The organism is Litoreibacter roseus, assembly GCF_009811795.1.
GTDB classification, from domain to species: domain Bacteria; phylum Pseudomonadota; class Alphaproteobacteria; order Rhodobacterales; family Rhodobacteraceae; genus Litoreibacter; species Litoreibacter roseus.
This window is the reverse complement of the sequence record NZ_BLJE01000003.1, coordinates 389,911-414,730: the sequence shown is the minus strand read 5'-3', so window position 1 is coordinate 414,730 and position 24,820 is coordinate 389,911. Positions and strand designations below refer to the sequence as shown.

Below are 24,820 nucleotides of genomic sequence, written 5' to 3'. Positions count from 1 at the left end.
CAGTCTTATGAGAAGTGTTTGTAAAAGAAAGGCTTGCGCGATGTCCTTCGAACGATACGCAATTTACGTCACGCCGGAACCGGGGCCCCTGGCCGACTTCGGCGCCGCATGGCTGGGGTGGGATATGGCGCGGGGCTGCCACGTGGCGCACCCGGATCTGGAGGGGCTTCCACGCCCTGTGAGCGAAATCACCGCGACGCCGCGCAAATACGGTCTGCATGGAACAATCAAACCCCCTTTTTATCTGGCCAACGGCACCACGATGGGTGACCTCCAAGCGAACATCGCAACCTTTTGCGCCACACAAGCCCCGGTGGAACTGGCTGGGTTGAAAGTCGCCGAGCTTGGCCACTTCGTCGCCCTGGTCCCCGAGGGCGACACCGCCAATCTGGGCCGCTTGGCGGGGACCTGTGTGAAGAAGCTCGACAACCACCGCGCCCCACCCTCTGCCGATGAGTTGGCGCGCCGTCGGGCCGCCGGACTGACGTCCGCGCAAAACCGACATCTTGAACGTTGGGGGTATCCCTATGTCATGGAAGAATTCCGCTTTCACATCACGCTGACTGGACGTCTGCTCGAAGAAGACAACGCGGCGGTGCGGTTGGCTCTGGAGGCGGCAATAGCGCCCATTTTGCCAAAGCCCTTCGCGGTCAAAAGCCTCACCTTGGCGGGATCCGACACCACCGGGATGTTTCATGAAATTCATCGATATACGCTCTCGGGATAAAGCGCGCTGATCGCGTGCGATACCGTGTTTTCCAACGGACCGGAATTGTCGATGGTGATGACCTCGATATCCGACGGAAGTGCGCAACCCGCGCGGTCGAGGCGTTTCGCAATATCAGGCGCACTTTCCCGGCCACGAGCGGCCAGTCGCCTTGCCAGAACTTCCCGATCGGCCGTCAGAGCCAAGACTAAGACGTCGTCAAATCGCATCCGCGCCTGGTCCAGAACGCCACGCGACAGGTTCGCCAGCGCGTCGTTTTCCCTAAGCAAATCATCGACGGATGCGGGGATACCATAATTCAAATCGTGAGCGCCCCAATGTAAGGCAAACGCGTCGTCGGCAACCATCCGGTTAAATTCCTCGACAGTCGCGGCGTCAAACTCTTCCCCTCCGGCCTCGGGATCGCGGGTGATGACACGGCGTACGATGTGCAGGCGCGGATCCGCCTTCGCCAAGGCGGCCATAACCGTATCCTTGCCAACGCCCGAGGGCCCGACAACCGCGATAAACCGCCCGGTCATGCGGCAAGATGGGGCGTGAACGCCGTCACATCGACGATCCGGTCACACACCGTGTTCCGTGCAGCTTCATCATGAAAAATGCCGAGGATCGCGGCGCCTTTTTCCTTGGCTTCCTCGATCAATTTCAACACCACTTCCCTGTTTGCGGCGTCCAGACTTGCGGTCGGCTCATCCAGCAAAAGAGCTGGATAGTGATGGGCGAAACCACGTGCTATGTTGACCCGCTGTTGCTCGCCGCCCGAAAACGTCGTCGGGCTGAGCGCCCAGAGGGCCTTGGGAATGTTCAACGTTGCCAATAGCCCCTCCGCGCGCGCGAACGCATCCTCTTTCCCGACGCCAAGCGCCAACAGGGGTTCTGCAACCACCTCCCGTGTGGGTACGCGCGGGACAACGCGCAGGAATTGCGAGACATAGCCCAAGCCCGCCCGGCGCAGTTGCAGAATTTCGCGAGGCGCGGCGGTCGCGACGTCCAGATCGCCCACAAAAATATGGCCGTGATCTGTGAGGTAGTTTCCGTAAACCATTCGCATTAATGTAGATTTTCCGGAGCCGGACGCGCCGGTCAAGGCCACGCATTCACCGGGCTCAACCGTCAGCGAAGCGCGCGCCATCACGGCGACCTCGGTCGCCGCCTGATTGTGCAGAACAAACCGCTTGTGAACATCTTGAACACGGATCATCGGATCACCCTCCCATTTCATACCTGCAAAACGGAGCTGACGAGCAGTTGCGTGTAGCCATGTTGTGGATCATCCAGCACCTGATCTGTCAGCCCTGCTTCCACCACATGGCCGTCTTTCATCACCATCAATCGGTCCGCAAGCAGCCGGACGACCGCAAGATCGTGGGTCACAATGATCGCACTCAACTCCATCTCCCGCACAAGACCACGCAGAAGGTCGAGAAGCCGGGCCTGAACGCTGACGTCAAGCCCACCGGTCGGCTCGTCCATGAACACCAACCGCGGGCCTGTCACGAGGTTGCGCGCGATTTGAAGCCGTTGCTGCATCCCACCTGAGAACGCAGCGGGACGATCATCAATCCGGTCCACCTGAATTTCGACGCGGTCAAGCCAATCGGTCGCCTTGGCCCGGATCTGGCCGTAGTTGCGAGCGCCGACCGCCATCAACCGCTCCCCTACGTTGCCCCCCGCACTGACGCCCATTCGCAGCCCATCGCGCGCGTGCTGGTGGACAAAGGCCCAATCTGTGCGGGACAGCATCCGACGCGCCGGTTCCGACATTTTAACCGTATCTTGCATCCCATCCGCGCGAGTGTCGAACAAGACCGCACCGGTGTCAGGTTTAAGATGACCGGCGAGACAGTTGAGAAGCGTGGTCTTGCCGGATCCACTCTCCCCGACGATGCCCATCACCTCACCGGGATAAAGATCAAACGACACATTCTGGCATCCAACCCGAGATCCATAGAACTTTGATATATCAGTGGCTTGCAGAAGCGGGCTCATGTAATATTCCCCTGACGGGTACGGCAGTAATCCGTGTCAGAGCACACGAACATCCGCCCGCCTTCGTCATCGGTGATTAACTCATCCAGGTAGCTGTCCTCGGCGCCGCACACCCCACAGACCTGATCGGCTTTCGAGGCCTCAAAAGGGAAATCCTCGAAGTCGAGGCTGACGACTTTCGTGTATGGCGGCAACGCATAGATTCGCTGCTCCCGCCCCGCCCCAAACAACTGGATCGCGGCCATTTCCATCTTCGGATTGTCGAACTTCGGGATAGGCGAAGGATCCATGACATAGCGGCCTTCGATCTTGACCGGATACGCATAGGCGGTCGCGATGGCGCCGTGCTGGCTGATGTCCTCGTAAAGCTTCACATGCATCAAGCCGTATTCCTCGAGCGCATGCATCTTGCGGGTTTCGACCTCAGACGGCTCGAGAAACCGTAAGGGTTCCGGGATCGGCACCTGATAAACGAGGATCTGGTCCTCGGTCAGGACCTGTTCCGGGATGCGGTGGCGGGTCTGGATCACACTTGCCTCACCCGTCTCTTCGGTTACGGCAACGTTGGCCGTCTTCTCGAAGAATTTACGGATCGACACGGCGTTGGTCGTGTCATCTGCACCCTGATCAATTACCTTGAACGTGTCTTCGGGCGTCAGCACCGCTGCAGAGACCTGAACGCCACCGGTGCCCCAACCGTAGGGCATCGGCATCTCGCGGCTCGCAAACGGCACCTGATAACCGGGAATGGCAAGCCCTTTGAGGATGGCGCGCCGGATCATCCGTTTGGTTTGCTCATCAAGATAGGCGAAGTTGTACTCGTTCATTCCGCCGCCTCCGTCATATGGGTCTCAGGGGTCCGCCGCAGTTTGCGGATCAGTTCAAGCTCGGACTGAAAATCGACGTAATGGGGCAGCTTGATGTGCTCCAGAAAGCCTGTCGCCTGAATATTGTCGGAGTGGTAAAGGACGAATTCCTCATCCTGCGCCGGGGCGCCCACGTTGTCTTCGCCCAACTCCGCCCAACGCAGGGCGCGATCCACCAACGCCATGGAAATGGCCTTGCGTTCCGTCTGCCCGAACACCAGCCCGTAGCCGCGTGTGAATTGCGGTGGTTCGGTCTTCGACCCCTGAAACTGATTGACCGTCTCACATTCGGTCACCTCAACTTCCCCTATTTCGATGGCAAACCCCAATTCAGGGATTTCCATTTCCACACAGCAGGTTCCGACGCGAAGCTCAGCTACGAATGCGTGGTTCCGGGCGTAGCCGCGCTGAGTGGAATACGCCATGCCAAGAATGAAGCCCTCGTCGGCACGGGTCAGGGATTGCAGACGCAGCGAGCGGTCAGCGGGCAGCTCCAGCGGCTCCCGCGTCAGGTCAGGGGGCGTGGCGCCGTCCGTCGCAACATCGTCCTCAATCAGACCTTCCTTATTCAGAAAGGACATGATGTGGGGCGTCGTTTCCGTCTCGACCGCGCGCTCGTCGGCTGGGTCGACAGCGCCATCCGCGACCAGTTTGAAATCCAGAAGTCGGTGGGTGTAGTCGAAGGTCGGCCCCAAAACCTGCCCGCCGGGGGCGTCCTTAAATGTCGCACTGATCCGGCGGTCGCAGCTCATCTCGCCTGTATCAACCGGGTTCGACCCACCGAACCGTTGGAGCGTTGTGCGATAGGCCCGGATCAAGAAAATCGCCTCGATCAGGTCCCCCCGCGCTTGCTTGATCGCGAGAGCCGCAAGATCCGGATCATAGAGCGAGCCTTCTGCCATCACCCTGTTGACGGCCAAAGACATCTGTTCGCGTATTTGCGCCACGGACAGCTCTGGAACCGACAGATCACCGCGTCGTTCTTCTGCCAGCCACGCATGTGCGGCATCAATCGCTTTTTCCCCTCCCTTTACAGCAACATACATCAGGACACTCCTGCAATCTTGGTGGTCCGCGGAAGAGCCGCAAGCCGGTCGCCTGCCGTCAGGAAAAAATCGAGCCCCAAGGGATAGAGCGTCGCGTTTTGTTGGAATCTCTGCCTGTCAGGAAGGGACAGATTGGTCGCCGTCTCAATGCCAGGTCCGGACAGAGTTTCACCCGCGTTCGACAACTCATCCATCTCTACGATCACCGTTGCCGATCTGTCGGGATACCGCGGCGTACCGATGCGGTACTGATCGAGGGGCACCAAATCCGACCACTTCCCAAGTGCGAAGATCGCGTCAGCGGGACCAGTCATTGGCGCGCCCGTATGGAACGTGATCCAGTCGCGGACCTGCGTACAATTGTGATCGCCAGCAAGGTATATCGGTGTCTCGGGATCGCAGAGGGTCAGGATCACAACGCCCGCCGAGACGGACAGAGGACCCGGCGGCTGAGCGCCTGCCACGGTCTCGATCTGTCCCGGTCGTGCCATTGCGTTCATCGCGGCCCGAAACGCATAGGCCGCGTCAATCGGCGCGTTGCAGAACCCGCCCTCCAAGACGTCTGGCTCCATCAGCCTTCCCCCCGGACGAGCGTGAAGAAATCAACTTTTGTGGCAGCAGCCTTCCGGGCCCTTTTGTCTTTGGTCGCCTGCATATGCACACGCAGCGGATCCAGTACCGTTTTCTGAATGTGGTCAGCCTGATCGGTCTGCATCAGCGCATCGATCTGGGCTGCCACCAGCGCCTTATCTTTGTCGCGCCCTTGCACATAACCATGCCCGACAGCGCCGCCTGCCAGCCTGACCGAGGCCCGCGTGACGGTCATCTCGCCCAGATTGAACTGGGCACCGACGGCCCCTGCCCGGCCGCGCACCATCACGGCGCCAATCTCAGGCGCACGCAACACCTTGTAGTCTGAAATAGCATCCACCGCGGCCCAAAGCTCAGCCAGTTTTGCTGCGGGGGATTTGGCAAGAAGACCCAGCCAAGCTTTGCGGTCATCTTGATCAGTTTGGCCGGGCTTCATCTAGACACCTCACGGGCTTGTCTATACAACTAGACAAATATATACCGATCCGCGCACCTGATCTCAACCGTTAGTTTGATGAAACTTCCATGACATGACCGCCCCTCGCACCCCGATCTGGAAATCCATTGCGGATACGCTGACGCGAGAGATTGCGTCGCGCCAGTACGTGCCTGGTGATAAGTTACCCACTGAGGCTGCGCTGTCCGCACGCTTTGGCGTCAATCGACATACGGTCCGGCGGGGTCTCAGCGATCTGGCAGAGCAAGGTCTGATCCATACGCGGCGCGGTGCTGGTGCCTTCGTAGCGTCGACGCCCACGGATTATCCCATCGGCCGTCGGGTGCGGTTTCACCAGAACCTGCGCGCGGCGGGCCGCGACCCCGCCAAGGAGGTGTTGCGGATTGAGACCCGAGCCGCGTCCGAACATGAAGCGGATAGGCTGGATATCCCCACAACATCAGTCGTCCACATCTATGAGGGATTGTCCTACGCCGACGAACAGCCCATTGCCCTGTTCGAGAGTATATTTCCTGCGGACCGCTTCCCGGATCTGCCTGCGCTTCTGAAAGACAGCGGGTCAGTCACAGCGGCGCTGTCCGCGCAAGGCGTCGCCGATTACACCCGTGCCTCGACCCGGATCACTGCGACGCGGGCCACCGCAACACAGGCGCTTCATCTCCGGCTCAGCGAAGGCGCGCCGATTTTGCGCAGCGTTGGGATAAATGTTGATGCCCATAGCAGGCCGGTGGAGTTTGGCCGCACGTGGTTTGCCGGGGACCGGGTGACGCTGACGATCTCTGACCTTTGACCGCCGCATCTTCTGTCACGCCCGGGTCATATCTGAGCGGTACGCGGTAAAGTGAGTAAAAACAAAAGGCGGAGCGGATTTATGACAAACCCTTTTCCCCACCTGCGATTTACCGGCGCAGAAATTTTACGCGACGCCGTCTTGAGTGATCACGAGTTAAACGTAGCTGACGGAAAAATCACTGATACCCGCGGCACCGAGATCAACTTGAGCGGCTACTTCGTCCTGCCCGGTATCATCGATCTTCACGGGGATGCGTTCGAGCGTCATCTCGCCCCGCGTCCAACAGCCCACTTTCCGTTCCAAACCGGTCTCGTTTCAACCGACCGTGACGCCGCCGCCTGTGGCGTGACAACGGCGTGGATGGCGCAGAGCTGGTCTTGGGAAGGGGGCGCGCGCAGCCCTGACTACGCCGAGACGTTTCTGACGGCGCATCAGGCCTACCGCCCCCATCAACTGACGGATCTACGCGTCCAGATCAGGTGCGAGACACATACGGTCGAGACCGAGGAACGCCTGATCGCAGCCCTGCGGGCGTTCGATGTGGGCTACGTCATTTTCAACAATCATCTCGATGAAGCGATTGAAACAGCAAAAGACACGCCCCACCGGATCGAGGCATGGGCGGTACGCGCGCAACGGTCCGTCAAACAGCATATGGCGCTGGTCCACGCCAGCAAAGCGATGGAACCGCGGGTCCCCCGCTATCTGTGCAACCTCGCGACGGCGTTCGAAAACCTCGGGATCAAGTATGGCTCCCATGATGACGGCGATGGTCAGGCGCGGGAGTGCTATTCGATGATCGGGGCGAAAATCTGCGAGTTTCCCACCTCCGGCACTGCGGCCAGCGTGGCCCATTCCAATGGTGACCCGGTTCTCATGGGTGCTCCCAATGTCGTGCGCGGCGGATCGCAGGCGGGCAATATCGCCGCCATCTCTCTGATCCGCGACGGCCTTTGCGATGCGCTCGTGTCCGATTACTACTACCCAGCCCTCGGCGCGGCAGCGTTCCAGCTCGCCGATGAAGGGGTGATGTCCCTGGCGCAGGCGTGGAGCATGATTTCTGCCACGCCTGCACAGATTATGGGACTGTCGGACCGAGGAACGCTCGAGACTGGAAAACGCGCAGATCTGACCATAATTAACAAGGAAAGCAGGATCGTGGAGGCGACAATGGCGGGTGGACGCTGGACGCATCTATCAGGTGAAATCGCATCGCGGGTCGGTCGCTCAAACCCCGCGATATCCATGGCGGCGGAATGATGCCGGTGCCGGCAGAACTTCTTTCAACTGTGCTATGTTGCCAGACATGAGAGATCGCATTGATCCCCTGATCGCGGAACGCGCCCCGTGGCTCTTCGGGTCGTCGCTGCGTGCCAAGCTGGCGCGCCCTCTGATCGAGCGTGTCCTGTCCTATGACCGGACGCTTGAGATCGCCGAGGTTTGCAAGCATTTGCCCACGGATCAGATCATGGGCGCGATGGGGGATATGCTGGCCTGTAATGTCGCCGCGCAAGGTCTGGACAGGATCCCGCGAAGCGGTCCTGCGATGGTGATCTGCAACCACCCGACCGGGATTGCGGATGGCATCATTTTGCACCACTTGCTGGCTCCTCTGCGGCCTGATCTGTTCATTTATGCGAATTCCGACATCCTGAAGGTTCTGCCCCAAATGGAGAGCCTGATTTTGCCGGTCGAGTGGCGCCACGACAAGCGCAGCCATGCCAAGACCCGCGAAACGATGGAACAAACTGAAGCAGCCTTGAAAGCTGGCCGACTTGGCGTGATTTTCCCGGCTGGGCGTCTCGCGAAACGGCGTGGATTGCGCCTGTTCGAGCGGGACTGGATGGCGTCGGCCGCCATGATTGCGCGCAAGTTCGATGTGCCCCTTATTCCCATGCACATTCAGGCGCGCAACTCGGCACTCTTCTACATGCTGGACCTCATACATCCAACCTTGCGCGACATCACGCTGTTCCATGAGACCCTGAACAAGGACCGACAGCCGTTCCAGATAACTGTAGGTGAAGCGATTTCACCCAAAGCGCTGCCGCTCAAATCCGCCGACGCAATCCACGTGCTGCGCCGCGCAACGCTGGCTTTGAACGACGCAAAGGATCCAAGCGTGTCGCTTGTCAAAACCTCTGCTCTTGTGAAAAAACTCGCGTCCTAAGCCTCGTATTTGTCGAGAAACGCAGCGGCCGTCATGGACCGGAAATCCTTGAGCCGTGACCGCAGCGTGTCATGATCCCAATTCCACCAAGCAAGCTTCGTCATTCGATCTGCCGTTTCTGCATCCAGCCGATCCCGAACCGGGCGTGCAGGGATGCCCGCGACGATGGTGTAAGGCGCCACGTCCGTCGTCACGACAGCACCTGAGGCCACCACGGCCCCATGACCGAGTGTGACCTCTGGCTTGATCTGCGCATTGTGGCCAATCCACGTGTCATGACCGAACTCGGCCAACCGACTGGCGCGGTGCGCGAACCAATCCAAATCTGCCGCAACATCATCCCAATAGTCATCGGAGCGATAGTGGAAATGATGCAGGCTCGCTTTTTCCATCGGGTGATCGGTGGCTCCGATCCTCACAAAGCTGGCAATGTTTGAGAACTTGCCAATCCGGGCATTCGCTATGTCGCAATATCGGTCACAGTACGAATAATCGCCCATCACAACGTTGGACATCCGCGTGCCCCGCCCGATCTCAACGAAACCGCCATACGTGACGTCATGAACTGTGACGTCCTCATGCAGAAAGGGCTTATCTGCCGTCAGCCGCGCCATATCCTAGTGACCGCCCTCATCGCCCTTGATCAAACGGCGCCGCAGCCAACCTGACACCCAATCCATAACCATCACCATGATGATAATCAGCACGATGTAGTAGGTGACCTCTTCCCAATCCTTCTGGGTGATGATGGCTTGCGTCAGAAGAAGACCGATGCCACCGCCTGTGATCGCCCCGATGATGGTAGCGGACCGGGTGTTGGATTCCAGATAGTATAAGACCTGACTCAGCAGGATGGGTGTGACCTGCGGGATCACCCCGAACCTGTACCGCTGTAACGGCTTTGCACCGGTTGATTGGACACCCTCAATTTGTTTGCCGTCGACGTTCTCAAGCGCCTCGAAGAACATCTTTCCGAAGGACCCGGTGTCCGTCAGCAGGATCGCCAGCGTGCCCGTCAGCGGTCCGGGACCGAACGCGCGGGACAGAACGATCGTCCAGATCAGACCGTCAACGCCCCGTAAGAAATCAAAGAGCCTGCGCGCGGCAAACCGCAGACCACCGAGGGGCGTGAAGTTCTTTGCCGCCAAGAACCCAAGAGGCAATGCAATCAACGCCGCGCCCATGGTGCCGAGAAAGGCCATCAGAATCGTTTCGAAAATGGCCCAGGCGACATCGTTGTGCCGCCACATGGTGTTGGTCCAGATCGCGTTGAGGATCTCGCTGAGCTCCCCGGCGCTGGCCCGATAGGCCAGTTCCGACACCGGCATACCGTGATAAGGGCTGTCGAGCGTAAAGAAAAAGAGCTCCCACCCGAGGAAATAGCGAAACACCTCGGCGCGATTACGCGTAACAGTCAGCCGACCCGCATCGGTCGTCACCGCCAAGCGGTTCTTCGAGACACTGATCCAGTCCGGAACATCCTCGGTTGGCAGGATCGCATTGACGCCGCCGCGTCCGGGATCTGCACGGATGACCCCGTAGTCAGGTATTTCGTAACGAACGGCTGTTTCGCCGAAGGTTATGACATGCCCGCCGCCCAGATCAATGCGAGTGCTGTCGCCCAGTTCCACCCAGGACGGCGCTGTGCCGGACGGATATTCGCCTTTCCGCTCCCCCTCGATGGCGATCTTGATCTCGCCGGATCGATTGTCCCGTTCCACGTGGGTTTTATAGCTGTAGCTGTCAGCAACCAGTGTTTGCGCATTTTTCAGACTGGCCCGCTCGGCCAGTCCGGCGATGTCGAAGCTGAAAAAGATGTAGGTCAGGTATGCGATCATCAGGGCGGGAACGCCGAACGCCACAAGCCGCTTGCGAGAGAAGCTCCGCTCGGCCTCGAATTTGAGTGTCTGGGCGGTCATGATGCAGCCCTCCCGTGGGTCAAGCGGTCCCGCGCCACGCTGGAGATCTGATCCACTACGATGATCGTGACGAAGAGGAGCAGGAAAATGGCGGCCGCTTCGTCGAACTTACCCTGGCCCCACGTCATGGTATTGCGCAGGTCATAGCCAATCCCACCGGCCCCAACAAACCCGAGGATGGCAGAGGCGCGGATGTTGATCTCAAGCCGCAGAAGGGCGTAGCTGAGCAGGTTCGGCGCCACCTGCGGGATCACGCCGAGCCACATGCGCTGACCCCAGCGAGCCCCCACGGACTGAAGCCCTTCGACCGGTTTGAGCGATGCGTTCTCGTTGACCTCGGAAAATAGCTTTCCCAAGGCGCCCATCGTGTGCAGCGCAATGGCGATCATGGCCGGTACAGGGCCGCCACCCAGAAGGAAGATCAAAACCAACGCGACGACGATCTCGGGCACGGCCCGCAAGATGTCCATGAACCGCCGGATGATCGGAATGGCCCAGCCCGCCGGGGCCAGACCACGCGTGGACAGAAGCGACAGGACAATACCGAACACAGCGCCAATCAGAGTTGCGGCGGCTGCGATGTTCACGGTTTCGATCAGAGATGGAAGATATTTGATCAGGTAGCCCGGCAGAAGATGCGCACGCTCCCACGCCTCGCCCAGCACATCGCTTGGAAAATCCAGAACGTTTGGAAGGCCGTTCAGAAAGCCGCCCGCGTTGCGGCTGTTCGCGGTCAGAAAGCCCGAGACCATAAGAACGACGAATAGGATCAACAGGATACCGCTCCACAACCGCTTTTGACGCACATGCGCCATGTAGACCTGTCGGATGTCTCTGGGGATATGTGCTGTCAGCTCTGCCATTGTCGTCTTTCAACTGGTCGCAGGAAAAGGATCGAAGATGAAAAGGCAGCGCCCGCAGGCCCTGCCCTTCCTGTGTCTAAACGTCCGGGATCAGTTGGATTTTGCCTTGCGGGCTTCCACGATGGAAACGTAGGCCTCATGGGTGATCGGATCGAAACCAAGGCTATCACCCGCAGCGACGCCGTACGCGCAATCGGCATCGGCCTCGTGTAGACCATCAACCAACGCGGTCATCTTCTCTTTCACGTCCGCTGGCAGCGCTGTGCGCAGAACGACGGGGCCTTCCGGGATCGGGTTGGACCGCCAGATTTCAACCAGATCGTTCATGTCCACGAGACCTGCATCAACCGCCTTGCGCAGCGCGCCAGAGTTGTAGCCGTCTTCCCAATTGCCCTGACCGTCGGCCCATGTCACGCCACCGTCGACATCGCCATTGTTGACCGCAACGATGGTCTGCTCATGGCCGCCTGTGAATTTCACTTCACCAAAGTAATCACCGCTGTCCATGGTGGCACCGGTTGTCTGCGGGATCTCGATGGACGGGATCAGGTAGCCGGAGGTGGAGTTCGGATCGCCAAACCCGAAGACCTTGCCCTGCATGTCTTCCAGATTTCCGATACCTGCGTCTTTGCGCGCGAACCCGATGGAATGATAGCCGTAGGATCCATCAAGGTTAATCTTGACCAAAACAGGCTCAACCGCATCGGGATCTTGCAGATACACAGCCGCGTAAGCTGACGCGCCCAGCCACGCCATGTCGAGCGTGCCACCCACAAGACCTTGGATCACGCCATTATAGTCCGCAGGCGCGAAGAGTTTAGTTGGAACGCCCAGAGCCTCTTCCGTGTAGGCCCGCAGGCATTCGTTTGAGTTCAGGCGGTCTTGTGCATTTTCACCGCCGAGGATCCCGATACGAAACTCGGTAATCACGTCATCGGCAAATGCAGCGCCAACGAGGGCTGTTGTCGCAACAGCAGCAGCAAGGATATGTTTCATGTCCAGTTTCTTTCTCAGTTGAAGTGCAAGGGATTGTGCGGGCCTGTGGCAAAGGGGTCAGACTGCGGCCTTGACCTCGTGCCTCTGGGGGGCAGCGGTCTGCTCCAGCGTTTCGATTTCAGTAGAGGTCGCGGCTTCGGAAAACTCTTCCCCGGCGCCGTAGATTTCGCGGGCCATGCCCGTGGTCAGCTGCTCGGGCGTGCCATCGAACACAACTTTTCCGTCGCGCATCCCGATCACCCGGTCGCAGTAGCGTCGCGCTGTATCGAGTGTATGAAGATTGGCGATGACCATGCGCCCGTCTTCTTCGTGGATGCGCCGCAAGGACTGCATCACCACCTGCGCGTTCATCGGATCGAGGGAGGCGATAGGCTCATCGGCAAGAATGATCTTTGGTTCTTGCATTAGCGCCCGCGCGATAGCGACCCGCTGCTGCTGCCCCCCGGACAGGGCCTCGGCGCGTTTGGGCGCGTGGTCGGCGATCCCCAGACGATCCAGAATATCAATGGCCCGGTGAATGTCAGCGGTCGGATAGAGGTTGAACAGCGTCGCAAGGGTCGAGCGGCGGTTCAGGGTTCCGTGCAACACGTTGGAGACGACATCCATGCGTGGAACCAGATTGAATTGCTGAAAGATCATGGCGCATTGGGACTGCCAGTGGCGCTTGGCTTTGCCCGACAGCTTGGTGATGTCATGACCCTCAAATGTGATCGTCCCGGACGTGACATCCGCCAATCTGTTCAACATGCGAAGAAGGGTAGACTTGCCCGCACCTGATCGACCGATGATGCCGATCATTGCGGGTCTGTCGAAATTCAGGGTTGCCCGGTCGACAGCAACATTCTGCCCGAACGATTTGGTCAGACTGGTTAACGTAAGCATTAATCCCCCAACTCCTTTTGGGGGACGCTTCTCATTTCAGGCCTTCAGAATTGTCTCAGTTTTGCGAATTAATTGTAACGCGCCTGACCGCCTCCTGTGGATATCTATTTTCGGGACTCACCACGCGAACCGCGCTAGGTTTTTAGTGGGAATCGAAAGCTTGCGGGGATCAAGTGTATGTCGAACTACGGGGTTCAAAACGTTTCACCAGATACAATATTGGGGTTTAGCGAAGACGAAGCGGCTGGGTTTATATCTGAAAAGGTTGAGGCCCGCGCGCTGTCTGCAACCGTCAGGCAATTGAATGAAGACGTTCTGTCCGGCGACCCCACAAGGCGCGACAAAGCCTTGCGGGCGTTAGGCCGGCTGGGTTTCGTCTGACGCCGCGAGTGGCGCTCTTTGACAAAAGCTGCGCTCCCTTGGGAACTTTAATGATGCCGAAAAGGTTAAGGCGTGGGGGATTCTCATGCTTCAACGCCACACTGTCTCGACCTGCGTCGTCATTCTCACTGGCATTCTGGTCTTCATTGCACTCAGGGAGGCGGTTGCGATCTTCGCCCCGATGATGCTGGCCTTGGTCTTTGGCATCATCCTGTCCCCGCTGAGTGATTTCTTTTGCAGGCTGCGCCTGCCCACCGCCCTTGCTGCACTTCTGACCTGCATCCTTGGCCTCGCTGTTGTCGGCGTAGTGGCGATTTTGCTTGAACCTGCGGTATCGAAAGCCATTGATCAGGCCCCCCTCATCTGGACCGAGATAAAAGGTCTCGTTTCGGAATTACAACGCATGCTGCGCGGGCTTGAAGAGATCACCGAAGAGATCGCAGCAACAACTGGCAATGGCGACACCGGGTCAACTGAGGGCGATGTTCCGCTGCCCTCTGCGTCCAACGCCTTGTTTCTCGCGCCGGATTACCTTGGACGCATGTTCATCTTCATCGGGACGCTCTATTTCTTCCTGCTGGGCCGCGAGGATATCTACAGATGGGCCGGTAAAAGCTTCAACCGGCTCGGAGATCGGGAGCTGCGGTGGGCTGAAAAGCGTGTCGCAAAATATTTCATTACCATTACTGCTATCAATGCGAGTTTTGGGACGGTTATTTTCGTCGTGATGACCATACTGGGGATGCCGACACCCATATTCTGGGGGGTGCTCGCCTTTTTGGTGAACTTCATCCTCTATCTTGGGCCGATCTGCTTGGCGGTGACCCTCTTACTGGTCGGCAGCATCACCTTCGTGGGGCCCTACGGTTTCTTGCCAGCACTGACATATCTTGTTTTGAATGCAACCGAGGGTCAGTTCGTTACGCCGGGCCTTGTCGGAAAATCGATGCGGGTCAATCCGTTGCTGGTCTTTCTGTCGCTTGTCGTATGGATTTGGCTCTGGGGTCCGGTCGGCGGCTTCATCGCAATTCCCGTCCTGATCTGGAGCCTTGCAGTCGCCAACTGCATTCTGAACCCGGTCGAAGAACGTCCCGCCGGTGACGATCAGAAGTCGACGTCAGGTGGTGAGTTATCGATCAAGTCGAAAGAGATGGCGACTTCATAAACGCCATCCTTGCTTTCGATCTTTTCCTGAGCATCAAGCTGAATGACGAAAGCGCGGATAAGCTGAGCGCCGATCCCTGCGTCTGTTTCGTGAATATCTTTACTGACGGAATTCTTAACAGCCAGTTTGCATTTACCGCTCTTGGCGGCCTCGAATGAAATCTTCGCCCACGGCCCTGCATCACCATCCGTCGAAGCGTAGGTCAGGGCGTTGGTCAGGATTTCGGCAAGCAGAAGCGAGAACGGCACAGCCTGATCTGGATAGAAGGAAACCCCGTTCTGAGCATCCACTGAAATGGACGGTGCGCCGGGACCGGTCATTGGCATGTTGGCGGTCACATTCGCCACGACCTCGCGGATCAGATCAGCTGCATCAATCGCGCCTGCAGAGTCCGCTTGGTAAAGATTGCGATGGATGGTTGCAAGATTCAGGACTCGTTCCTGCAGACGTTTGAGCATCATGCGAACGTCCGGCTCCGACACTTTTCGGATCTGCATGTTCAGGATCGAGGAAATCAGCTGCAGGTTGTTTTTGACCCGATGGTGCACTTCTTTGAGATAGATATTTTTCTCCCGGACGGCATCGACCAAGCGCGCCTCATCCTCGAGAATGCCATAGGCCATCTCGGTGAAGTTTTCCTGCATCACAAGAATTTCTGCGGGCATCTCCTTTTTCTCTTGGCTGCCCGGCAATGCCCGATCTCGCGCGAAACGGCGCATCTGACCGCCCAGAGTGACGATGTGACGAATGATCAGTCGATGGACCGCAAAAAGAGCCACGGCCAAGCTGGTCAACCACATGACGATTGGAAACAGGCTTGCTGTCGTAAGGAGGCTGCCAGTTTTCAAGACCCCCGGTGGGGCCTGCCACACACCCAACACGTAAATAGATTTCTCAACTATGGGGGCGACGGTAAAGATGCGCTCTTGTCCGGCTTGCGTGGTCCCGACGAACGCCCGAGGCCCCCCCGCAGACAAGGTCTCCAGAGACCGCGCCTGTGGCAACCGATCTGACGCGTCCTCATATTGACCGGTCGACGTCAAAATACGACCAGCCGTGTCAAAGGTGATCACAGTGTTGAGCGTGTTGAACTGCACCTTGTCCCGCTCGGGCGTCAGTGCCTTGGGCGGGATGTAAATCGAAACGAAACCACCAAAGCTGTTGTTGCGGTAAAATGGCTCTGACACCACGATCAAGGGCGTGCCGTCGCCTGTCGCGTCGGCGCCGGACCAGATGTGCGTTTTGGGATCTTTCAACAGGTCCTTGAACGTCTCCTGTTCACTAAGGTCCAGCTGTGCACCGGACGATGCACAGGACGTCACACCAATTGGCGTCGTCACGCCGACAAAAATATAGTTTTCCTGCGTTTCAATGTACCGGTCGAGCCGATCTGCACATGTCCGCGGATCTTGCTCATCAATACCCGCGACATCACCCAATGCCGCCGCCGCGCCGACCGCACGCTGTATAACCAAACGCTCTTGATAAGCGGCCTGCGATGTCAGCGCCAAGAGCGCCTGTTCGGCATTGTCGAGAACCTGAACGCTGGCGCGATGACTTTGGCCAACCGCAATAAGGCCAAGTGGCAAAAGCGCAAGGGACATCATGAAAGCGACCTGAAAGCCGATCCTGCGATACCAAAGCGGCTTTTGAAGTTTGGGCGTCATCAGACCGGTGATCGTCTTCCGCCTGAAACCACCGCCATTGTCGCACTGTCCGTGAGTTCCATGCTTTCACCTTCGCCCAGCCCCATCAGCTCTGTCAGTTTTGCACGACCCCGATTGGCACGGCTCTTGATCGTGCCGATCGCCACGCCGCACATTTCCGCTGCGTCCTCGTAACTGAAGCCGGACGCGCCGACCAAGATCAGCGCCTCACGTTGCTCATCCGGCAATTTGGCAAAAGCCGTTTTGAAGTCCTGCATATGCAGGTGACCATCATGAGCCGGCTTTTCCGACAGCGTCTCAGTGAACACGCCATCGACATCCGCAACCTCGCGGTTCAGCTTCCGTCGACTTGAGTAATAGGTGTTGCGAAGAATGGTGAAAAGCCAGGCTCGCATATTGGTGCCAGGCTGAAATTTATTGATGTTCGACCAAGCTTTGACAACCGTGTCCTGAACCATGTCATCGGCAGTTGAACTGTTACGGGTCAGGCTCATAGCGAATGCGCGAAGTGCAGGAAGATGATCCAGCATTTCATCGCGTGGGTCCACGGCGCTCACTTACCGGCCTCGCCGCTGCCATCTTCGGAGTTTTCGCTTGCGCGCAACTGTGCGAGCAGATTGGTAAGTCGATCTGGCAATTCCTCGTTCAACACGTCATCAAAAACCTTTTTCAGGTTTTGATCGATGAGATTGCCGCTCTGATTTTTGCCTGCGTCTTCGTCTTGGGACATTCAATCTCTCGCCACATTAACTTTTTTCTCGACCACCAACGGAACCCAACAACGTCTGCTTGCGTTTGGTTCCGAAAAAACCTCTCATAATCCTAAAATAATGGCCCAAGGGACCTTATAAATGTCTGACACCGCGAACTCCCCAAAACTCTCTGCTCAGATTGCAGAACATCTCCCGTTTTTGCGACGCTATGCACGCGCGCTGACAGGATCCCAGCGAAGCGGTGACAATTATGCCGCAGCGACCCTTGAAGCCATCCTTCAGGACACCTCAATTTTTGATGCGGGGCAATCTGTACGTGTCACGCTGTTCCGCTGCTTTCATACCATTTGGCGCAGTGCCGGTGCCGTCGTTTCCGAAGAAGAAAGTGGTCTTGCAGCGCGTGCACAAAAACACCTTGCAACTCTGACGACCAACGCGCGAGAGGCACTTTTGTTGCGCACTGTCGAAGAATTTTCGGTCGAAGAGATCGCTCAGATCATGGAGACAGACACAAACGAGGTGGAGCTTTTGCTTTCAGCGGCCGAGACGGAGATGCAAGACAACGTCTCTGGCCGGATCCTTATCATTGAGGATGAAGCCGTCATTGCGATGGATCTGGAAGCCATGGTCAGTGATGTCGGCCACCGCGTCACCGGTGTCGCGCGCACCCATGAAAACGCGGTTGCGATCGGCAAAGCCGAGCGTCCGGACCTGATCCTTGCGGATATCCAACTGGCGGATAACTCCTCTGGCATTGATGCGGTGCAGGACCTTCTAGCACATTTTGGCGATATTCCGGTGATCTTCATCACTGCATTCCCGGAACGGTTGCTGACCGGTGAAAAGCCCGAACCGGCGTTTTTGATCTCGAAGCCGTTTAAGGACTACCAAGTTCGGTCGGCTATAAGTCAGGCCATGTTCTTTTCATCAACGGAAACGCTGACCGCATAAAAAAGACCCCGCACGTCAGATGCGGGGCCTCTTTTTCAAGAATACAATACTACTGTGCGCCGATAGCTTTCAGCATCCACGCGGCTTGTTCATGGAACGCTGACCGTTCGGTCGCCAGGTCCTCGGTAACCGCATCTTTGTGTTCGTCAGCAAGCTCGATGAGCGCGTGCAGGCGATGGGCAATCCGCTCGTGATCTGCGGCAAGGTCTGCACACATTTTACCTGCTGAGGGTACTTCGTCCAAATCTTCGATCACAGAAGCATCCATGATCCCCTTCATGGTCATGGGTGCCAGCTTGCCCAAGGCGCGAATACGCTCTGCCAGTTCATCTGCAGCCTCGAACATGTTCTCGTATTGCTCTTCTGTAAGGTTGTGGAGCGAATAGAAAAGTGGGCCTTCGACATTCCAATGATAGGCATGTGATTTAAACAGGAGGCGGTAGGTGTCCGCCAACACATCCGCCAGCCCCTTAGCCAGCGCATCGACATCTCGCACGCCTGAATTTACTTCTGTCTCGCTTGGTACAACTTTGAGCGCGTCTGTCATAACTTCCTCCGATAATCTAAGATCAATCTTTCGACTTCTGGATCACACCAATGATAAGGGTGGCGATAGAGATGGCTACGAAAATTGAGAAGATCAGTTCTGCGGTTCCGGCCGCCAGGGTGCCAAATCCGAATAGACCTGTAATCAACGCTACAGCCAAGAAAACCATTGCCCAATAGAACATCTTCTACCTCAATTCTCTCGCCGGTTCGTTGCGGCGGCTAAACGGACCCTCTCATTGTCGTGTTCACGGCTCAAACCAGAACAAGCGGCAATTTGTTCCAACTTTCCTAAAACGAATTTAAGGAACCGAAGCATTCCCTGAGCGTTTCGTCACTAATAGGCAAACAACGGAGATACTCATGGCACGCGCCCAGACTGGAAATGGTAAAATGGCAGAACCGACGACAGAAGATCTGGCAGCACAAATAGAGTTGCTGAAAACTGACATCAGCAATCTGACCAGCACGCTCGGTGAGTACGGAAAAGCGAAGGCCGACACTCTTGCGGATGCGGCGCGCGGAAAAGTAGATGACGCTGCGCAAAAGGGCAAAGAACACGCTGATGCGCTCAAAGCGCATGCCGACGACCTACAGAAACAAACCCACGCTTTCGTTCTAAACCAGCCAACAACAGCGCTCGGCATTGCGGCGGGCGTGGGCTTCTTGCTTGGCTTCATGTCTTCGCGTCGCTGAGAACACCATGCTTCAGGCAGTAAAGCGAAAAGCGTCGAACGCGGCGCGCAGAGCAGGCTTCTCGGTTGGGGGCCTGCTTTGTTTGTCTGTTGGTGCTGGTTTTCTGACCGTTGCCGCGTGGGCCGTTCTTCGCAACACCTATTCGGTAGAGGTGTCCGCGCTGATTATGGCGGCGGTATTCTCCGGAGCGGGGTTCATACTTCTGGCATTTGGGTTGGGCGGCGGTGCTGACGAAAGCTTGAATATCAAAGCAAACGTAACGCAAGATCCAAAGACAACGGCCGCCAACAACGCCGATGCGCCACCTCTCGTGCAAGCGTTTCTGTTTGGTCTACAGGCCGGGATCAACGCTGAGAAACGCCAACCTCACTGAGCGCTTTGGTTATCATATCTGAACTGAACGGCCGATGGATCTGCACCACATCGGCCGTCGCTGTTTCGGCATCGGACGGATATGTCGATATCGTCCGACCTCCTTTTTCAGATACAAGTTTGTAGAGACCTGAGGCGTTGTATTCCTCGAACGGAATATTAATGAATGCCACGGCAAGCGCAGGGATCCGCATCAAAATCTCACGCGCTTCTTCGGCGTGGTGCACTACTTCGATAGCGGGATCCTTAACCCAATCAGAGATTATTTCGCTAAGATCCAACGAGACAATTGGATCAGGCTCAACAATTAAAAATTGCTGCACTGTGCCCTGCCTGGCAAACATTTTTTCCACTACGCCCTTCGCGTTAGACCTTCGGGTTATGGAACCATTAACGTCGCTGCGCATTAAACTGTGACATACAGGATGTATAAAAATGGCCACCAAGTGCGAAAACTGCCCCCTGCGCAGGCGCGATCTTTTTGTTCAGTTCACAGAGCCTGAAATCCGCTTCATGCAGAAGTTCAAGGCAGGGGAACTGATCGTAGATCCTGGGACGCCTCTGCTGATGGAAGGGTCCAACAGCCCACAGCTGTTTACAGCACTGCATGGAATGGGTCTGCGCTACAAAACACTGGAAAATGGCAGTAGGCAGGTCATCAACTTTGTATTTCCCGGCGATTTCATCGGCCTCCAGGCCGGCATCATGGGCGAAATGCAGCATTCGGTTGAGGCCACCACACGCATGACGCTGTGTGTGTTTGACCGAAGCGAGTTCTGGAATTTTTTCCGCAATCACCCTGACCGGGCATTCGACATCACGTGGATGGCGGCTGTTGAGGAACACTTTCTGGGAGAGGCCTTAGCCTCTTTGGGACAGCGGTCCGCGCTTGAGGCCGTTGCCTGGTCGCTCTGCCGCATTTTTCTGCGTGGGCAAGCCCTTGGCATGGTCGATCGGGGCACAATGCCCTTGCCCTTCAAGCAACAGGATATGGCTGATGCCCTTGGACTTTCCCTTGTCCATACAAACAAAACGCTCGCCAAGCTTCGTGAACGCCAACTCGCAAGTTGGTCAGATGGCATCCTTCAGGTCAATGACGTAGAGCCGCTGGCAGAGCTCGCCTTGTGCTCGTCCGAGCCGCCCGTCAAAAGGCCGATCATGTAGATGGCAAATCGCAAACTGACGGAAGGGCCGGTGTGGAAAGCGCTAGCCCAGATCAGCGCGCCTATGAGCTTCGGGATCTTTGCTGTCTTGAGTGTAGGCATCGCAGACGCTTACTTTCTCGGACAGCTGGGACAGAACCCGCTGGCTGCCGTTGGCTATATCTACCCGGTAACCACCTCAATCACATCCCTTGCAATCGGCCTTTCGGCGGGCGCGAACACGGTTGTATCACAAAGCCTGGGTCGGGAAGATGAGGACAGCGTGGCCTGCAGGCTAGCACTTCATGCCTTCGGTCTTGGCCTGTGCCTCGCCATCATCGCTGCAATCGCGTTCTGGCTGGCGCATCCCTGGATATTTGGCCTGATCGGGGCGTCCGACGAGGTGATGACAGAGGTATCGGCGTACACAAACTGGTGGGCGCTCTCGTTTCCGTTTCTCGTGATGATGATGATCACCAATTCCATCTTCAGAGCACACGGCGACGGCACAACATCCGCGGCGATCATGATTTTTTCCGCAGTGATCAATGTTTTGATCACGCCGCTTCTGGTGTTCGGCTGGGGACCGATCCCCGGCTTTGAAACAGCGGGCGCTGCCATGGCAACGTTCATCGCGCAACTCACGGCTTGCGTTGCCGCCGTGACCTATGCGGTGAGGCGCGGGATGCTGGCGCTTGGCGACACGCCTTTGAAAGGGATCCGGGACTCTGTGAAGGACATCGCGAATGTCGGCGCGCCCGCAGCCCTATCCAATGCCATCAACCCGGCCGGCATGGCTGCCGTGACGGCGGCGGTCGCGACGCTGGGGGACACAGCTGTGGCAGGGTTCGGGGCCGCAACCCGTGTGCAATCCTTAGCCATCGTTGTCATGCTGGCGCTGTCATCAGGGATTGGCCCTGTCGTCGGCCAAAACTGGGGCGCTAAACGAGAGGATCGTGCCCGGCTCGCAGTGCGTGCGGCGTGGACCTTCTGCCTAGGCTACGGTGCGGCTCTTGCGGTCTTGCTGACGATCTTTGCGGGGCCAATCGCTCAAATGATTGCATCGGATGAAGGCGCCGCTGAATACACCGCGCTCTACCTGCGCGTCGTTGGGTGCAGCCTCTTTGGATATGGTATCCTCGTCACAGCAAACGCGGCGATGAACGCACGGTCCAAGGCTGGATGGTCGATGGGGCTGAGCCTGTCGCGCATCTTTCTGGTATATCTGCCGGGTGCGTGGATCGGCGTAACACTTCTGGGCTATATTGGCATATTGGTTGCCGCTGTCGCGGCGAATGTGTTCGCTGTTCTGGGCGCGATCTATACGGGACGGAAGACAAAGCTGGTGTCAGCCGAGGACGGCTGGGCCACGGGGTTCAAGCCCCTCAAGACGTCTTCTGCTTGAGAAAACTTAACAGTTCGGCCTCCCCTGCGCGCCAGTCGCCACCGGGCGCTGGATCGATGTCGGCGAGCAACGTTTTCCGCTCATCCGTCGGCAGTTCCGTCAAGTCGACAACAGCCGGATGGATGTAACTGTTGCGCGCAATGGTCGGCGTGTTGTGCAACCGATCTGCCGCGGCCTCTGACATTGACTTTATTGTCAGCTCCTCCTGCACCAAGGCTGTGCGAAAAGCCTCATGCGTGCCATTCCACGTGCGAAAGGTCTTCGCCGTCATACCAGATCCGCAGACCTCCTCGATCAGGCCGTTCAGTTGCTCGGAGCGAACGGCATGGGGGGTGCCCTGATCATCAATCCAAGAAATCAATTCGCACCCAGGCAAATCATGCACTTTCTCAAGCGCGCGCTCCAACGCCTTGCCATGCAGGCGTTTTTTTACATCCGTGTGCCCCTTGGCCAGATAGGACAACTCGATCACGCCGCCCTCGAAGGTGATGTGATCGTTGCGCAAAGTCGTTGCGCCATAAGTGCCGTTTTCCCTGGTGTTGGACGGATGCCCCACCCGTAGCGAGCCGCGGTCGATCAGTGCCAGCGTTGCGGCCACAGCCAGTTCGACATCGCCAGCAGGCGCTTCTAACCCCGCTGATATCTTTCGACGCAAGGACGGCAGTGCTTCCCCGAACTCAGCAAGACGGTCGAATTTGAGCCGGGATTTTTCGGCGGACCAGTCCGGGTGGTACCGGTACTGCTTTCGTTTGCGTGCATCGCGCCCGGTGGCTTGCAAATGCCCTGTCGGCAAGGGCGTAATCCAGACATCGTCGTAAGCGGGCGGCACCGCCAGCGCAGCAATGCGAGCGCGCTCTTCCCGGTCTGCAATGGTCGTGCCATCCGGAGCGGAGTAGGAAAACCCCCGTCCGCGCCGAACGCGCCGGATGCCCGGCTGGTTGTCTGGATAATATGTAAGACCAGGTACGATTGCGAGCCTCAGGCCGCGCTCAGTTCGGTCTCGGACTTCAGCACTTCGTCGCCGTCATCCTGCTCAATCTTATAGGCCGGTGTGTCGTCAGACGCGTCGCGCGTGACTTCGGTGCCATCGATCTTCAACGTGATTTTCTGGGTGTAGACCTTGGCAACCTTACCGGTACCGGTCCCATTGCCCCAGTTCCACTCGACTTTGTCGCCTTCCGAATACTTAGACATCGTTCTCTCCGATTGTATGAATACAAAACGAACGCCAAACCCAAGAACGGGTTCCTGATTTTTATCTTGAGAGGGATGCTGGTGAAGCGCCGGGGGACAGGGACATTGGGGCTTGGCGCTTCACCAGTTAAGTTGGACCGACAGCAAGAGGCGGTCACATTCCGTTAACCGCACGCTCAGGATTTGGTTCCAGGCGGTTCCAAAAAAACTTTCACAAATCGAATATTTTTCATCCTTGCCAGAGGTCACGCCACTTTGAGACTGTGGAACAAGCCAACCAGCCCCCGCGTTCAACCATTAAAGCAGAATGGCAGAGGGCACTGTGATGGAAGACGTTTTCAATCTGCAAGAGGCGAGCAGCACACTCTCAAGTCAACTCGACGCCTACATTACCGGCGCGATAGAAGCATCGCCGAAGATTGTTCTGGCCCTCTTCATCATCTTCGTCACATGGGCGGTTGTCGCCGTTGCACGGTTCATTTTGCGTCGGGTCTGCGCCCGGATGCGGCTGCGACGCAATCTGGTGGATGTGCTCAGCATGTTGACCAGTACCACAATCTGGTTGACCGGCTTGCTGATAGCTCTGGCCGTTGTTTTTCCATCCATCACACCGGGCAAGGCACTAACCACTTTAGGCTTGGGCTCCGTGGCGATCGGCTTTGCCTTCAAAGACACATTCGAAAATTTCCTCGCAGGCATTCTGATCCTTCTGCGGGAACCTTTCGCGATTGGCGATCATGTGGAGTGCGAAGACGTCGAAGGTCAAATCGAAGAAATAACGATCCGTGATACCCGCATCAGACAAACTGACGGCCAGTTGGTTGTCACGCCAAACCATCACTTGTTTCAAAATCCGGTCACAGTACGGACCGACAAGGACCTGCGGCGGACGACCATTATTTGCGGCGTGGCATACGGCGAGAATGTCGATGAGGCGCGCAAGGTCATTCAGGATGCTGTGGCCCATGTGGATACGGTCCGCGACGACGTGAAAGATGTGGAGATTTACGCCCAGTCTTTCGGCGCATCCTCTATCGATTTCGAAGTAACGTGGTGGACCGGATCGAAACCCCACGACATTCGCGCCTCGCGCGATCAAGTCATCGCTGCGGTCAAAAGCGCGCTGGATGAGGCGGGCATCGAAATTCCATTCCCCTACCGGACACTCACCTTCAACGAACCTCTTCCCATAAAGAACATGTCAGAAGAAGACAGCAGCGCACCCAAGCGGAAAGCAAGCTAGCTTCAAACTTATTGTTCCCGAAAAGGAAACGGTATTTCCGCGAAAC

At 57.3% G+C, this 24,820-nt stretch carries 32 protein-coding genes; 12 read left to right on the top strand and 20 right to left on the bottom strand.

The window, feature by feature from the left end:
• Window positions 1-40 precede the first annotated feature (40 nt).
• On the top strand, window positions 41-727 hold the full coding sequence (locus KIN_RS15935) for a DUF1045 domain-containing protein (protein WP_159808853.1): 687 nt from the start codon (window positions 41-43) through the stop codon (window positions 725-727).
• On the opposite strand, the gene phnN is transcribed toward KIN_RS15935, so the two are convergent.
• Genes phnN through phnG form a run of 7 tightly spaced genes read right to left on the bottom strand, consistent with a single transcriptional unit; the run spans window position 703 to window position 5,655 of the window.
• Window positions 703-1,248: a phosphonate metabolism protein/1,5-bisphosphokinase (PRPP-forming) PhnN gene (gene phnN / locus KIN_RS15930; protein WP_159808851.1), complete on the bottom strand. Its 546-nt coding sequence runs from the start codon at window positions 1,246-1,248 to the stop codon at window positions 703-705. The two genes, KIN_RS15935 and phnN, sit on opposite strands and share 25 nt — an antisense overlap.
• Window positions 1,245-1,928: a phosphonate C-P lyase system protein PhnL gene (gene phnL, locus KIN_RS15925; protein ID WP_159808849.1), complete on the bottom strand. Its 684-nt coding sequence runs from the start codon at window positions 1,926-1,928 to the stop codon at window positions 1,245-1,247. The genes phnN and phnL overlap by 4 nt, the downstream gene beginning before the upstream one ends.
• Before the next feature lie 17 nt (window positions 1,929-1,945).
• Window positions 1,946-2,716 (bottom strand): phosphonate C-P lyase system protein PhnK, encoded by a 771-nt coding sequence (phnK, locus tag KIN_RS15920; RefSeq protein WP_159808847.1) that lies wholly within the window; start codon window positions 2,714-2,716, stop codon window positions 1,946-1,948.
• On the bottom strand, window positions 2,713-3,543 hold the full coding sequence (locus tag KIN_RS15915) for an alpha-D-ribose 1-methylphosphonate 5-phosphate C-P-lyase PhnJ (RefSeq protein ID WP_159808845.1): 831 nt from the start codon (window positions 3,541-3,543) through the stop codon (window positions 2,713-2,715). The genes phnK and KIN_RS15915 overlap by 4 nt, the downstream gene beginning before the upstream one ends.
• Window positions 3,540-4,628 carry a carbon-phosphorus lyase complex subunit gene (locus KIN_RS15910; RefSeq protein WP_159808843.1) on the bottom strand — a complete coding sequence of 363 codons (1,089 nt, stop codon included), beginning with the start codon at window positions 4,626-4,628 and terminating at the stop codon, window positions 3,540-3,542. Before KIN_RS15910 ends, KIN_RS15915 begins: the two co-directional genes overlap by 4 nt.
• A complete protein-coding gene (gene phnH, locus KIN_RS15905; protein ID WP_159808841.1) occupies window positions 4,628-5,200 on the bottom strand; it encodes a phosphonate C-P lyase system protein PhnH in 573 nt (190 codons plus the stop codon). The genes KIN_RS15910 and phnH overlap by 1 nt, the downstream gene beginning before the upstream one ends.
• Complete coding sequence (gene phnG / locus KIN_RS15900; RefSeq protein WP_159808839.1) at window positions 5,200-5,655, bottom strand: phosphonate C-P lyase system protein PhnG; 456 nt, start codon at window positions 5,653-5,655, stop codon at window positions 5,200-5,202. The genes phnH and phnG overlap by 1 nt, the downstream gene beginning before the upstream one ends.
• 94 nt (window positions 5,656-5,749) lie before the next feature.
• Between phnG and phnF the strand changes: the two genes are divergently transcribed.
• The 3 genes from phnF (at window position 5,750) to KIN_RS15885 (ending at window position 8,639) form a co-directional block, all read left to right on the top strand.
• Window positions 5,750-6,466 carry a phosphonate metabolism transcriptional regulator PhnF gene (gene phnF / locus KIN_RS15895; protein WP_159808837.1) on the top strand — a complete coding sequence of 239 codons (717 nt, stop codon included), beginning with the start codon at window positions 5,750-5,752 and terminating at the stop codon, window positions 6,464-6,466.
• Window positions 6,467-6,547: 81 nt separating this feature from the next.
• A complete protein-coding gene (locus tag KIN_RS15890) occupies window positions 6,548-7,729 on the top strand; it encodes an alpha-D-ribose 1-methylphosphonate 5-triphosphate diphosphatase (protein ID WP_159808835.1) in 1,182 nt (393 codons plus the stop codon).
• Between the two features lie 46 nt (window positions 7,730-7,775).
• On the top strand, window positions 7,776-8,639 hold the full coding sequence (locus KIN_RS15885) for a lysophospholipid acyltransferase family protein (protein ID WP_243144945.1): 864 nt from the start codon (window positions 7,776-7,778) through the stop codon (window positions 8,637-8,639).
• On the opposite strand, the gene KIN_RS15880 is transcribed toward KIN_RS15885, so the two are convergent.
• The 5 genes from KIN_RS15880 to phnC all read right to left on the bottom strand — a co-directional run bounded on the left by KIN_RS15880 (window position 8,636) and on the right by phnC (window position 13,299).
• Entirely contained in the window at window positions 8,636-9,253 is a 618-nt protein-coding gene (locus KIN_RS15880; protein ID WP_159808831.1) for an LbetaH domain-containing protein, read from the bottom strand. The genes KIN_RS15885 and KIN_RS15880 overlap by 4 nt on opposite strands.
• 3 nt (window positions 9,254-9,256) lie before the next feature.
• Complete coding sequence (gene phnE, locus KIN_RS15875; protein ID WP_159808829.1) at window positions 9,257-10,558, bottom strand: phosphonate ABC transporter, permease protein PhnE; 1,302 nt, start codon at window positions 10,556-10,558, stop codon at window positions 9,257-9,259.
• On the bottom strand, window positions 10,555-11,421 hold the full coding sequence (phnE, locus tag KIN_RS15870; RefSeq protein ID WP_159808827.1) for a phosphonate ABC transporter, permease protein PhnE: 867 nt from the start codon (window positions 11,419-11,421) through the stop codon (window positions 10,555-10,557). The genes phnE (KIN_RS15875) and phnE (KIN_RS15870) overlap by 4 nt, the downstream gene beginning before the upstream one ends.
• 90 nt (window positions 11,422-11,511) lie before the next feature.
• On the bottom strand, window positions 11,512-12,417 hold the full coding sequence (gene phnD / locus KIN_RS15865) for a phosphonate ABC transporter substrate-binding protein (protein WP_159808825.1): 906 nt from the start codon (window positions 12,415-12,417) through the stop codon (window positions 11,512-11,514).
• Between the two features lie 57 nt (window positions 12,418-12,474).
• Window positions 12,475-13,299 (bottom strand): phosphonate ABC transporter ATP-binding protein, encoded by an 825-nt coding sequence (gene phnC, locus KIN_RS15860; protein WP_159808823.1) that lies wholly within the window; start codon window positions 13,297-13,299, stop codon window positions 12,475-12,477.
• Between the two features lie 177 nt (window positions 13,300-13,476).
• On the opposite strand from phnC, the gene KIN_RS15855 reads away from it, so the two are divergent.
• Entirely contained in the window at window positions 13,477-13,680 is a 204-nt protein-coding gene (locus KIN_RS15855; protein ID WP_159808821.1) for a hypothetical protein, read from the top strand.
• 85 nt (window positions 13,681-13,765) lie between these two features.
• A complete protein-coding gene (locus KIN_RS15850; protein WP_159808819.1) occupies window positions 13,766-14,845 on the top strand; it encodes an AI-2E family transporter in 1,080 nt (359 codons plus the stop codon).
• On the opposite strand, the gene KIN_RS15845 is transcribed toward KIN_RS15850, so the two are convergent.
• The 3 genes from KIN_RS15845 to KIN_RS15835 are packed head-to-tail and all read right to left on the bottom strand — an operon-like array spanning window position 14,785 to window position 17,242.
• A complete protein-coding gene (locus KIN_RS15845) occupies window positions 14,785-16,512 on the bottom strand; it encodes a sensor histidine kinase (RefSeq protein WP_159808817.1) in 1,728 nt (575 codons plus the stop codon). The genes KIN_RS15850 and KIN_RS15845 overlap by 61 nt on opposite strands.
• A complete protein-coding gene (locus KIN_RS15840; protein WP_159808815.1) occupies window positions 16,512-17,069 on the bottom strand; it encodes an RNA polymerase sigma factor in 558 nt (185 codons plus the stop codon). The genes KIN_RS15845 and KIN_RS15840 overlap by 1 nt, the downstream gene beginning before the upstream one ends.
• Window positions 17,066-17,242: a NepR family anti-sigma factor gene (locus tag KIN_RS15835; RefSeq protein ID WP_159808812.1), complete on the bottom strand. Its 177-nt coding sequence runs from the start codon at window positions 17,240-17,242 to the stop codon at window positions 17,066-17,068. Before KIN_RS15835 ends, KIN_RS15840 begins: the two co-directional genes overlap by 4 nt.
• 121 nt (window positions 17,243-17,363) lie before the next feature.
• Here KIN_RS15835 and KIN_RS15830 point away from each other — a divergent pair, with 121 nt between their 5' ends.
• Complete coding sequence (locus KIN_RS15830) at window positions 17,364-18,176, top strand: response regulator (RefSeq protein WP_159808810.1); 813 nt, start codon at window positions 17,364-17,366, stop codon at window positions 18,174-18,176.
• Between the two features lie 49 nt (window positions 18,177-18,225).
• Here the strand turns inward: KIN_RS15830 and KIN_RS15825 are convergent, their stop codons facing one another.
• Window positions 18,226-18,723 carry a Dps family protein gene (locus tag KIN_RS15825; protein ID WP_159808808.1) on the bottom strand — a complete coding sequence of 166 codons (498 nt, stop codon included), beginning with the start codon at window positions 18,721-18,723 and terminating at the stop codon, window positions 18,226-18,228.
• Between the two features lie 22 nt (window positions 18,724-18,745).
• A complete protein-coding gene (locus KIN_RS15820; RefSeq protein ID WP_159808806.1) occupies window positions 18,746-18,907 on the bottom strand; it encodes a DUF1328 domain-containing protein in 162 nt (53 codons plus the stop codon).
• Between the two features lie 178 nt (window positions 18,908-19,085).
• Here KIN_RS15820 and KIN_RS15815 point away from each other — a divergent pair, with 178 nt between their 5' ends.
• Window positions 19,086-19,418 carry an ElaB/YgaM/YqjD family protein gene (locus KIN_RS15815; RefSeq protein WP_159808804.1) on the top strand — a complete coding sequence of 111 codons (333 nt, stop codon included), beginning with the start codon at window positions 19,086-19,088 and terminating at the stop codon, window positions 19,416-19,418.
• Between the two features lie 7 nt (window positions 19,419-19,425).
• Window positions 19,426-19,791 carry a phage holin family protein gene (locus KIN_RS15810; protein ID WP_159808802.1) on the top strand — a complete coding sequence of 122 codons (366 nt, stop codon included), beginning with the start codon at window positions 19,426-19,428 and terminating at the stop codon, window positions 19,789-19,791.
• On the opposite strand, the gene KIN_RS15805 is transcribed toward KIN_RS15810, so the two are convergent.
• The gene (locus KIN_RS15805) at window positions 19,763-20,143 is read right to left on the bottom strand and encodes a hypothetical protein (RefSeq protein ID WP_159808800.1); all 381 of its coding nucleotides are present in this window, start codon (window positions 20,141-20,143) and stop codon (window positions 19,763-19,765) included. The two genes, KIN_RS15810 and KIN_RS15805, sit on opposite strands and share 29 nt — an antisense overlap.
• A gap of 82 nt (window positions 20,144-20,225) precedes the next feature.
• Here KIN_RS15805 and KIN_RS15800 point away from each other — a divergent pair, with 82 nt between their 5' ends.
• A complete protein-coding gene (locus KIN_RS15800; RefSeq protein ID WP_159808798.1) occupies window positions 20,226-20,954 on the top strand; it encodes a Crp/Fnr family transcriptional regulator in 729 nt (242 codons plus the stop codon).
• Complete coding sequence (locus KIN_RS15795) at window positions 20,955-22,337, top strand: MATE family efflux transporter (protein WP_159808796.1); 1,383 nt, start codon at window positions 20,955-20,957, stop codon at window positions 22,335-22,337.
• On the opposite strand, the gene KIN_RS15790 is transcribed toward KIN_RS15795, so the two are convergent.
• Window positions 22,318-23,265 (bottom strand): DNA topoisomerase IB, encoded by a 948-nt coding sequence (locus KIN_RS15790; RefSeq protein WP_373281671.1) that lies wholly within the window; start codon window positions 23,263-23,265, stop codon window positions 22,318-22,320. The two genes, KIN_RS15795 and KIN_RS15790, sit on opposite strands and share 20 nt — an antisense overlap.
• A gap of 50 nt (window positions 23,266-23,315) precedes the next feature.
• Window positions 23,316-23,531: a hypervirulence associated TUDOR domain-containing protein gene (locus KIN_RS15785; RefSeq protein WP_159808794.1), complete on the bottom strand. Its 216-nt coding sequence runs from the start codon at window positions 23,529-23,531 to the stop codon at window positions 23,316-23,318.
• A gap of 325 nt (window positions 23,532-23,856) precedes the next feature.
• Between KIN_RS15785 and KIN_RS15780 the strand changes: the two genes are divergently transcribed.
• Window positions 23,857-24,774 carry a mechanosensitive ion channel family protein gene (locus tag KIN_RS15780; protein WP_159808792.1) on the top strand — a complete coding sequence of 306 codons (918 nt, stop codon included), beginning with the start codon at window positions 23,857-23,859 and terminating at the stop codon, window positions 24,772-24,774.
• The last annotated feature ends 46 nt before the right edge of the window (window positions 24,775-24,820 follow it).

What these genes read in the sequence shown, in the direction of transcription:
- KIN_RS15835 (WP_159808812.1), bottom strand. Translation starts at nt 17,242, where the DNA reads ATGTCCCAAGACGAAGACGCAGGCAAAAATCAGAGCGGCAATCTCATC.
- phnG (WP_159808839.1), bottom strand. Translation starts at nt 5,655, where the DNA reads ATGAAGCCCGGCCAAACTGATCAAGATGACCGCAAAGCTTGGCTGGGT.
- KIN_RS15795 (WP_159808796.1), top strand. Translation starts at nt 20,955, where the DNA reads ATGGCAAATCGCAAACTGACGGAAGGGCCGGTGTGGAAAGCGCTAGCC.
- phnF (WP_159808837.1), top strand. Translation starts at nt 5,750, where the DNA reads ATGACCGCCCCTCGCACCCCGATCTGGAAATCCATTGCGGATACGCTG.
- phnE (WP_159808827.1), bottom strand. Translation starts at nt 11,421, where the DNA reads ATGGCAGAGCTGACAGCACATATCCCCAGAGACATCCGACAGGTCTAC.
- KIN_RS15825 (WP_159808808.1), bottom strand. Translation starts at nt 18,723, where the DNA reads ATGACAGACGCGCTCAAAGTTGTACCAAGCGAGACAGAAGTAAATTCA.
- KIN_RS15935 (WP_159808853.1), top strand. Translation starts at nt 41, where the DNA reads ATGTCCTTCGAACGATACGCAATTTACGTCACGCCGGAACCGGGGCCC.
- KIN_RS15855 (WP_159808821.1), top strand. Translation starts at nt 13,477, where the DNA reads ATGTCGAACTACGGGGTTCAAAACGTTTCACCAGATACAATATTGGGG.
- phnK (WP_159808847.1), bottom strand. Translation starts at nt 2,716, where the DNA reads ATGAGCCCGCTTCTGCAAGCCACTGATATATCAAAGTTCTATGGATCT.
- KIN_RS15810 (WP_159808802.1), top strand. Translation starts at nt 19,426, where the DNA reads ATGCTTCAGGCAGTAAAGCGAAAAGCGTCGAACGCGGCGCGCAGAGCA.
- KIN_RS15885 (WP_243144945.1), top strand. Translation starts at nt 7,776, where the DNA reads ATGAGAGATCGCATTGATCCCCTGATCGCGGAACGCGCCCCGTGGCTC.
- KIN_RS15780 (WP_159808792.1), top strand. Translation starts at nt 23,857, where the DNA reads ATGGAAGACGTTTTCAATCTGCAAGAGGCGAGCAGCACACTCTCAAGT.
- KIN_RS15910 (WP_159808843.1), bottom strand. Translation starts at nt 4,628, where the DNA reads ATGTATGTTGCTGTAAAGGGAGGGGAAAAAGCGATTGATGCCGCACAT.
- phnN (WP_159808851.1), bottom strand. Translation starts at nt 1,248, where the DNA reads ATGACCGGGCGGTTTATCGCGGTTGTCGGGCCCTCGGGCGTTGGCAAG.
- KIN_RS15785 (WP_159808794.1), bottom strand. Translation starts at nt 23,531, where the DNA reads ATGTCTAAGTATTCGGAAGGCGACAAAGTCGAGTGGAACTGGGGCAAT.
- phnH (WP_159808841.1), bottom strand. Translation starts at nt 5,200, where the DNA reads ATGGAGCCAGACGTCTTGGAGGGCGGGTTCTGCAACGCGCCGATTGAC.
- KIN_RS15800 (WP_159808798.1), top strand. Translation starts at nt 20,226, where the DNA reads ATGGCCACCAAGTGCGAAAACTGCCCCCTGCGCAGGCGCGATCTTTTT.
- KIN_RS15830 (WP_159808810.1), top strand. Translation starts at nt 17,364, where the DNA reads ATGTCTGACACCGCGAACTCCCCAAAACTCTCTGCTCAGATTGCAGAA.
- KIN_RS15815 (WP_159808804.1), top strand. Translation starts at nt 19,086, where the DNA reads ATGGCACGCGCCCAGACTGGAAATGGTAAAATGGCAGAACCGACGACA.
- KIN_RS15845 (WP_159808817.1), bottom strand. Translation starts at nt 16,512, where the DNA reads ATGACGCCCAAACTTCAAAAGCCGCTTTGGTATCGCAGGATCGGCTTT.
- phnE (WP_159808829.1), bottom strand. Translation starts at nt 10,558, where the DNA reads ATGACCGCCCAGACACTCAAATTCGAGGCCGAGCGGAGCTTCTCTCGC.
- phnD (WP_159808825.1), bottom strand. Translation starts at nt 12,417, where the DNA reads ATGAAACATATCCTTGCTGCTGCTGTTGCGACAACAGCCCTCGTTGGC.
- KIN_RS15880 (WP_159808831.1), bottom strand. Translation starts at nt 9,253, where the DNA reads ATGGCGCGGCTGACGGCAGATAAGCCCTTTCTGCATGAGGACGTCACA.
- KIN_RS15890 (WP_159808835.1), top strand. Translation starts at nt 6,548, where the DNA reads ATGACAAACCCTTTTCCCCACCTGCGATTTACCGGCGCAGAAATTTTA.
- KIN_RS15850 (WP_159808819.1), top strand. Translation starts at nt 13,766, where the DNA reads ATGCTTCAACGCCACACTGTCTCGACCTGCGTCGTCATTCTCACTGGC.
- KIN_RS15915 (WP_159808845.1), bottom strand. Translation starts at nt 3,543, where the DNA reads ATGAACGAGTACAACTTCGCCTATCTTGATGAGCAAACCAAACGGATG.
- phnC (WP_159808823.1), bottom strand. Translation starts at nt 13,299, where the DNA reads ATGCTTACGTTAACCAGTCTGACCAAATCGTTCGGGCAGAATGTTGCT.
- KIN_RS15820 (WP_159808806.1), bottom strand. Translation starts at nt 18,907, where the DNA reads ATGTTCTATTGGGCAATGGTTTTCTTGGCTGTAGCGTTGATTACAGGT.
- phnL (WP_159808849.1), bottom strand. Translation starts at nt 1,928, where the DNA reads ATGATCCGTGTTCAAGATGTTCACAAGCGGTTTGTTCTGCACAATCAG.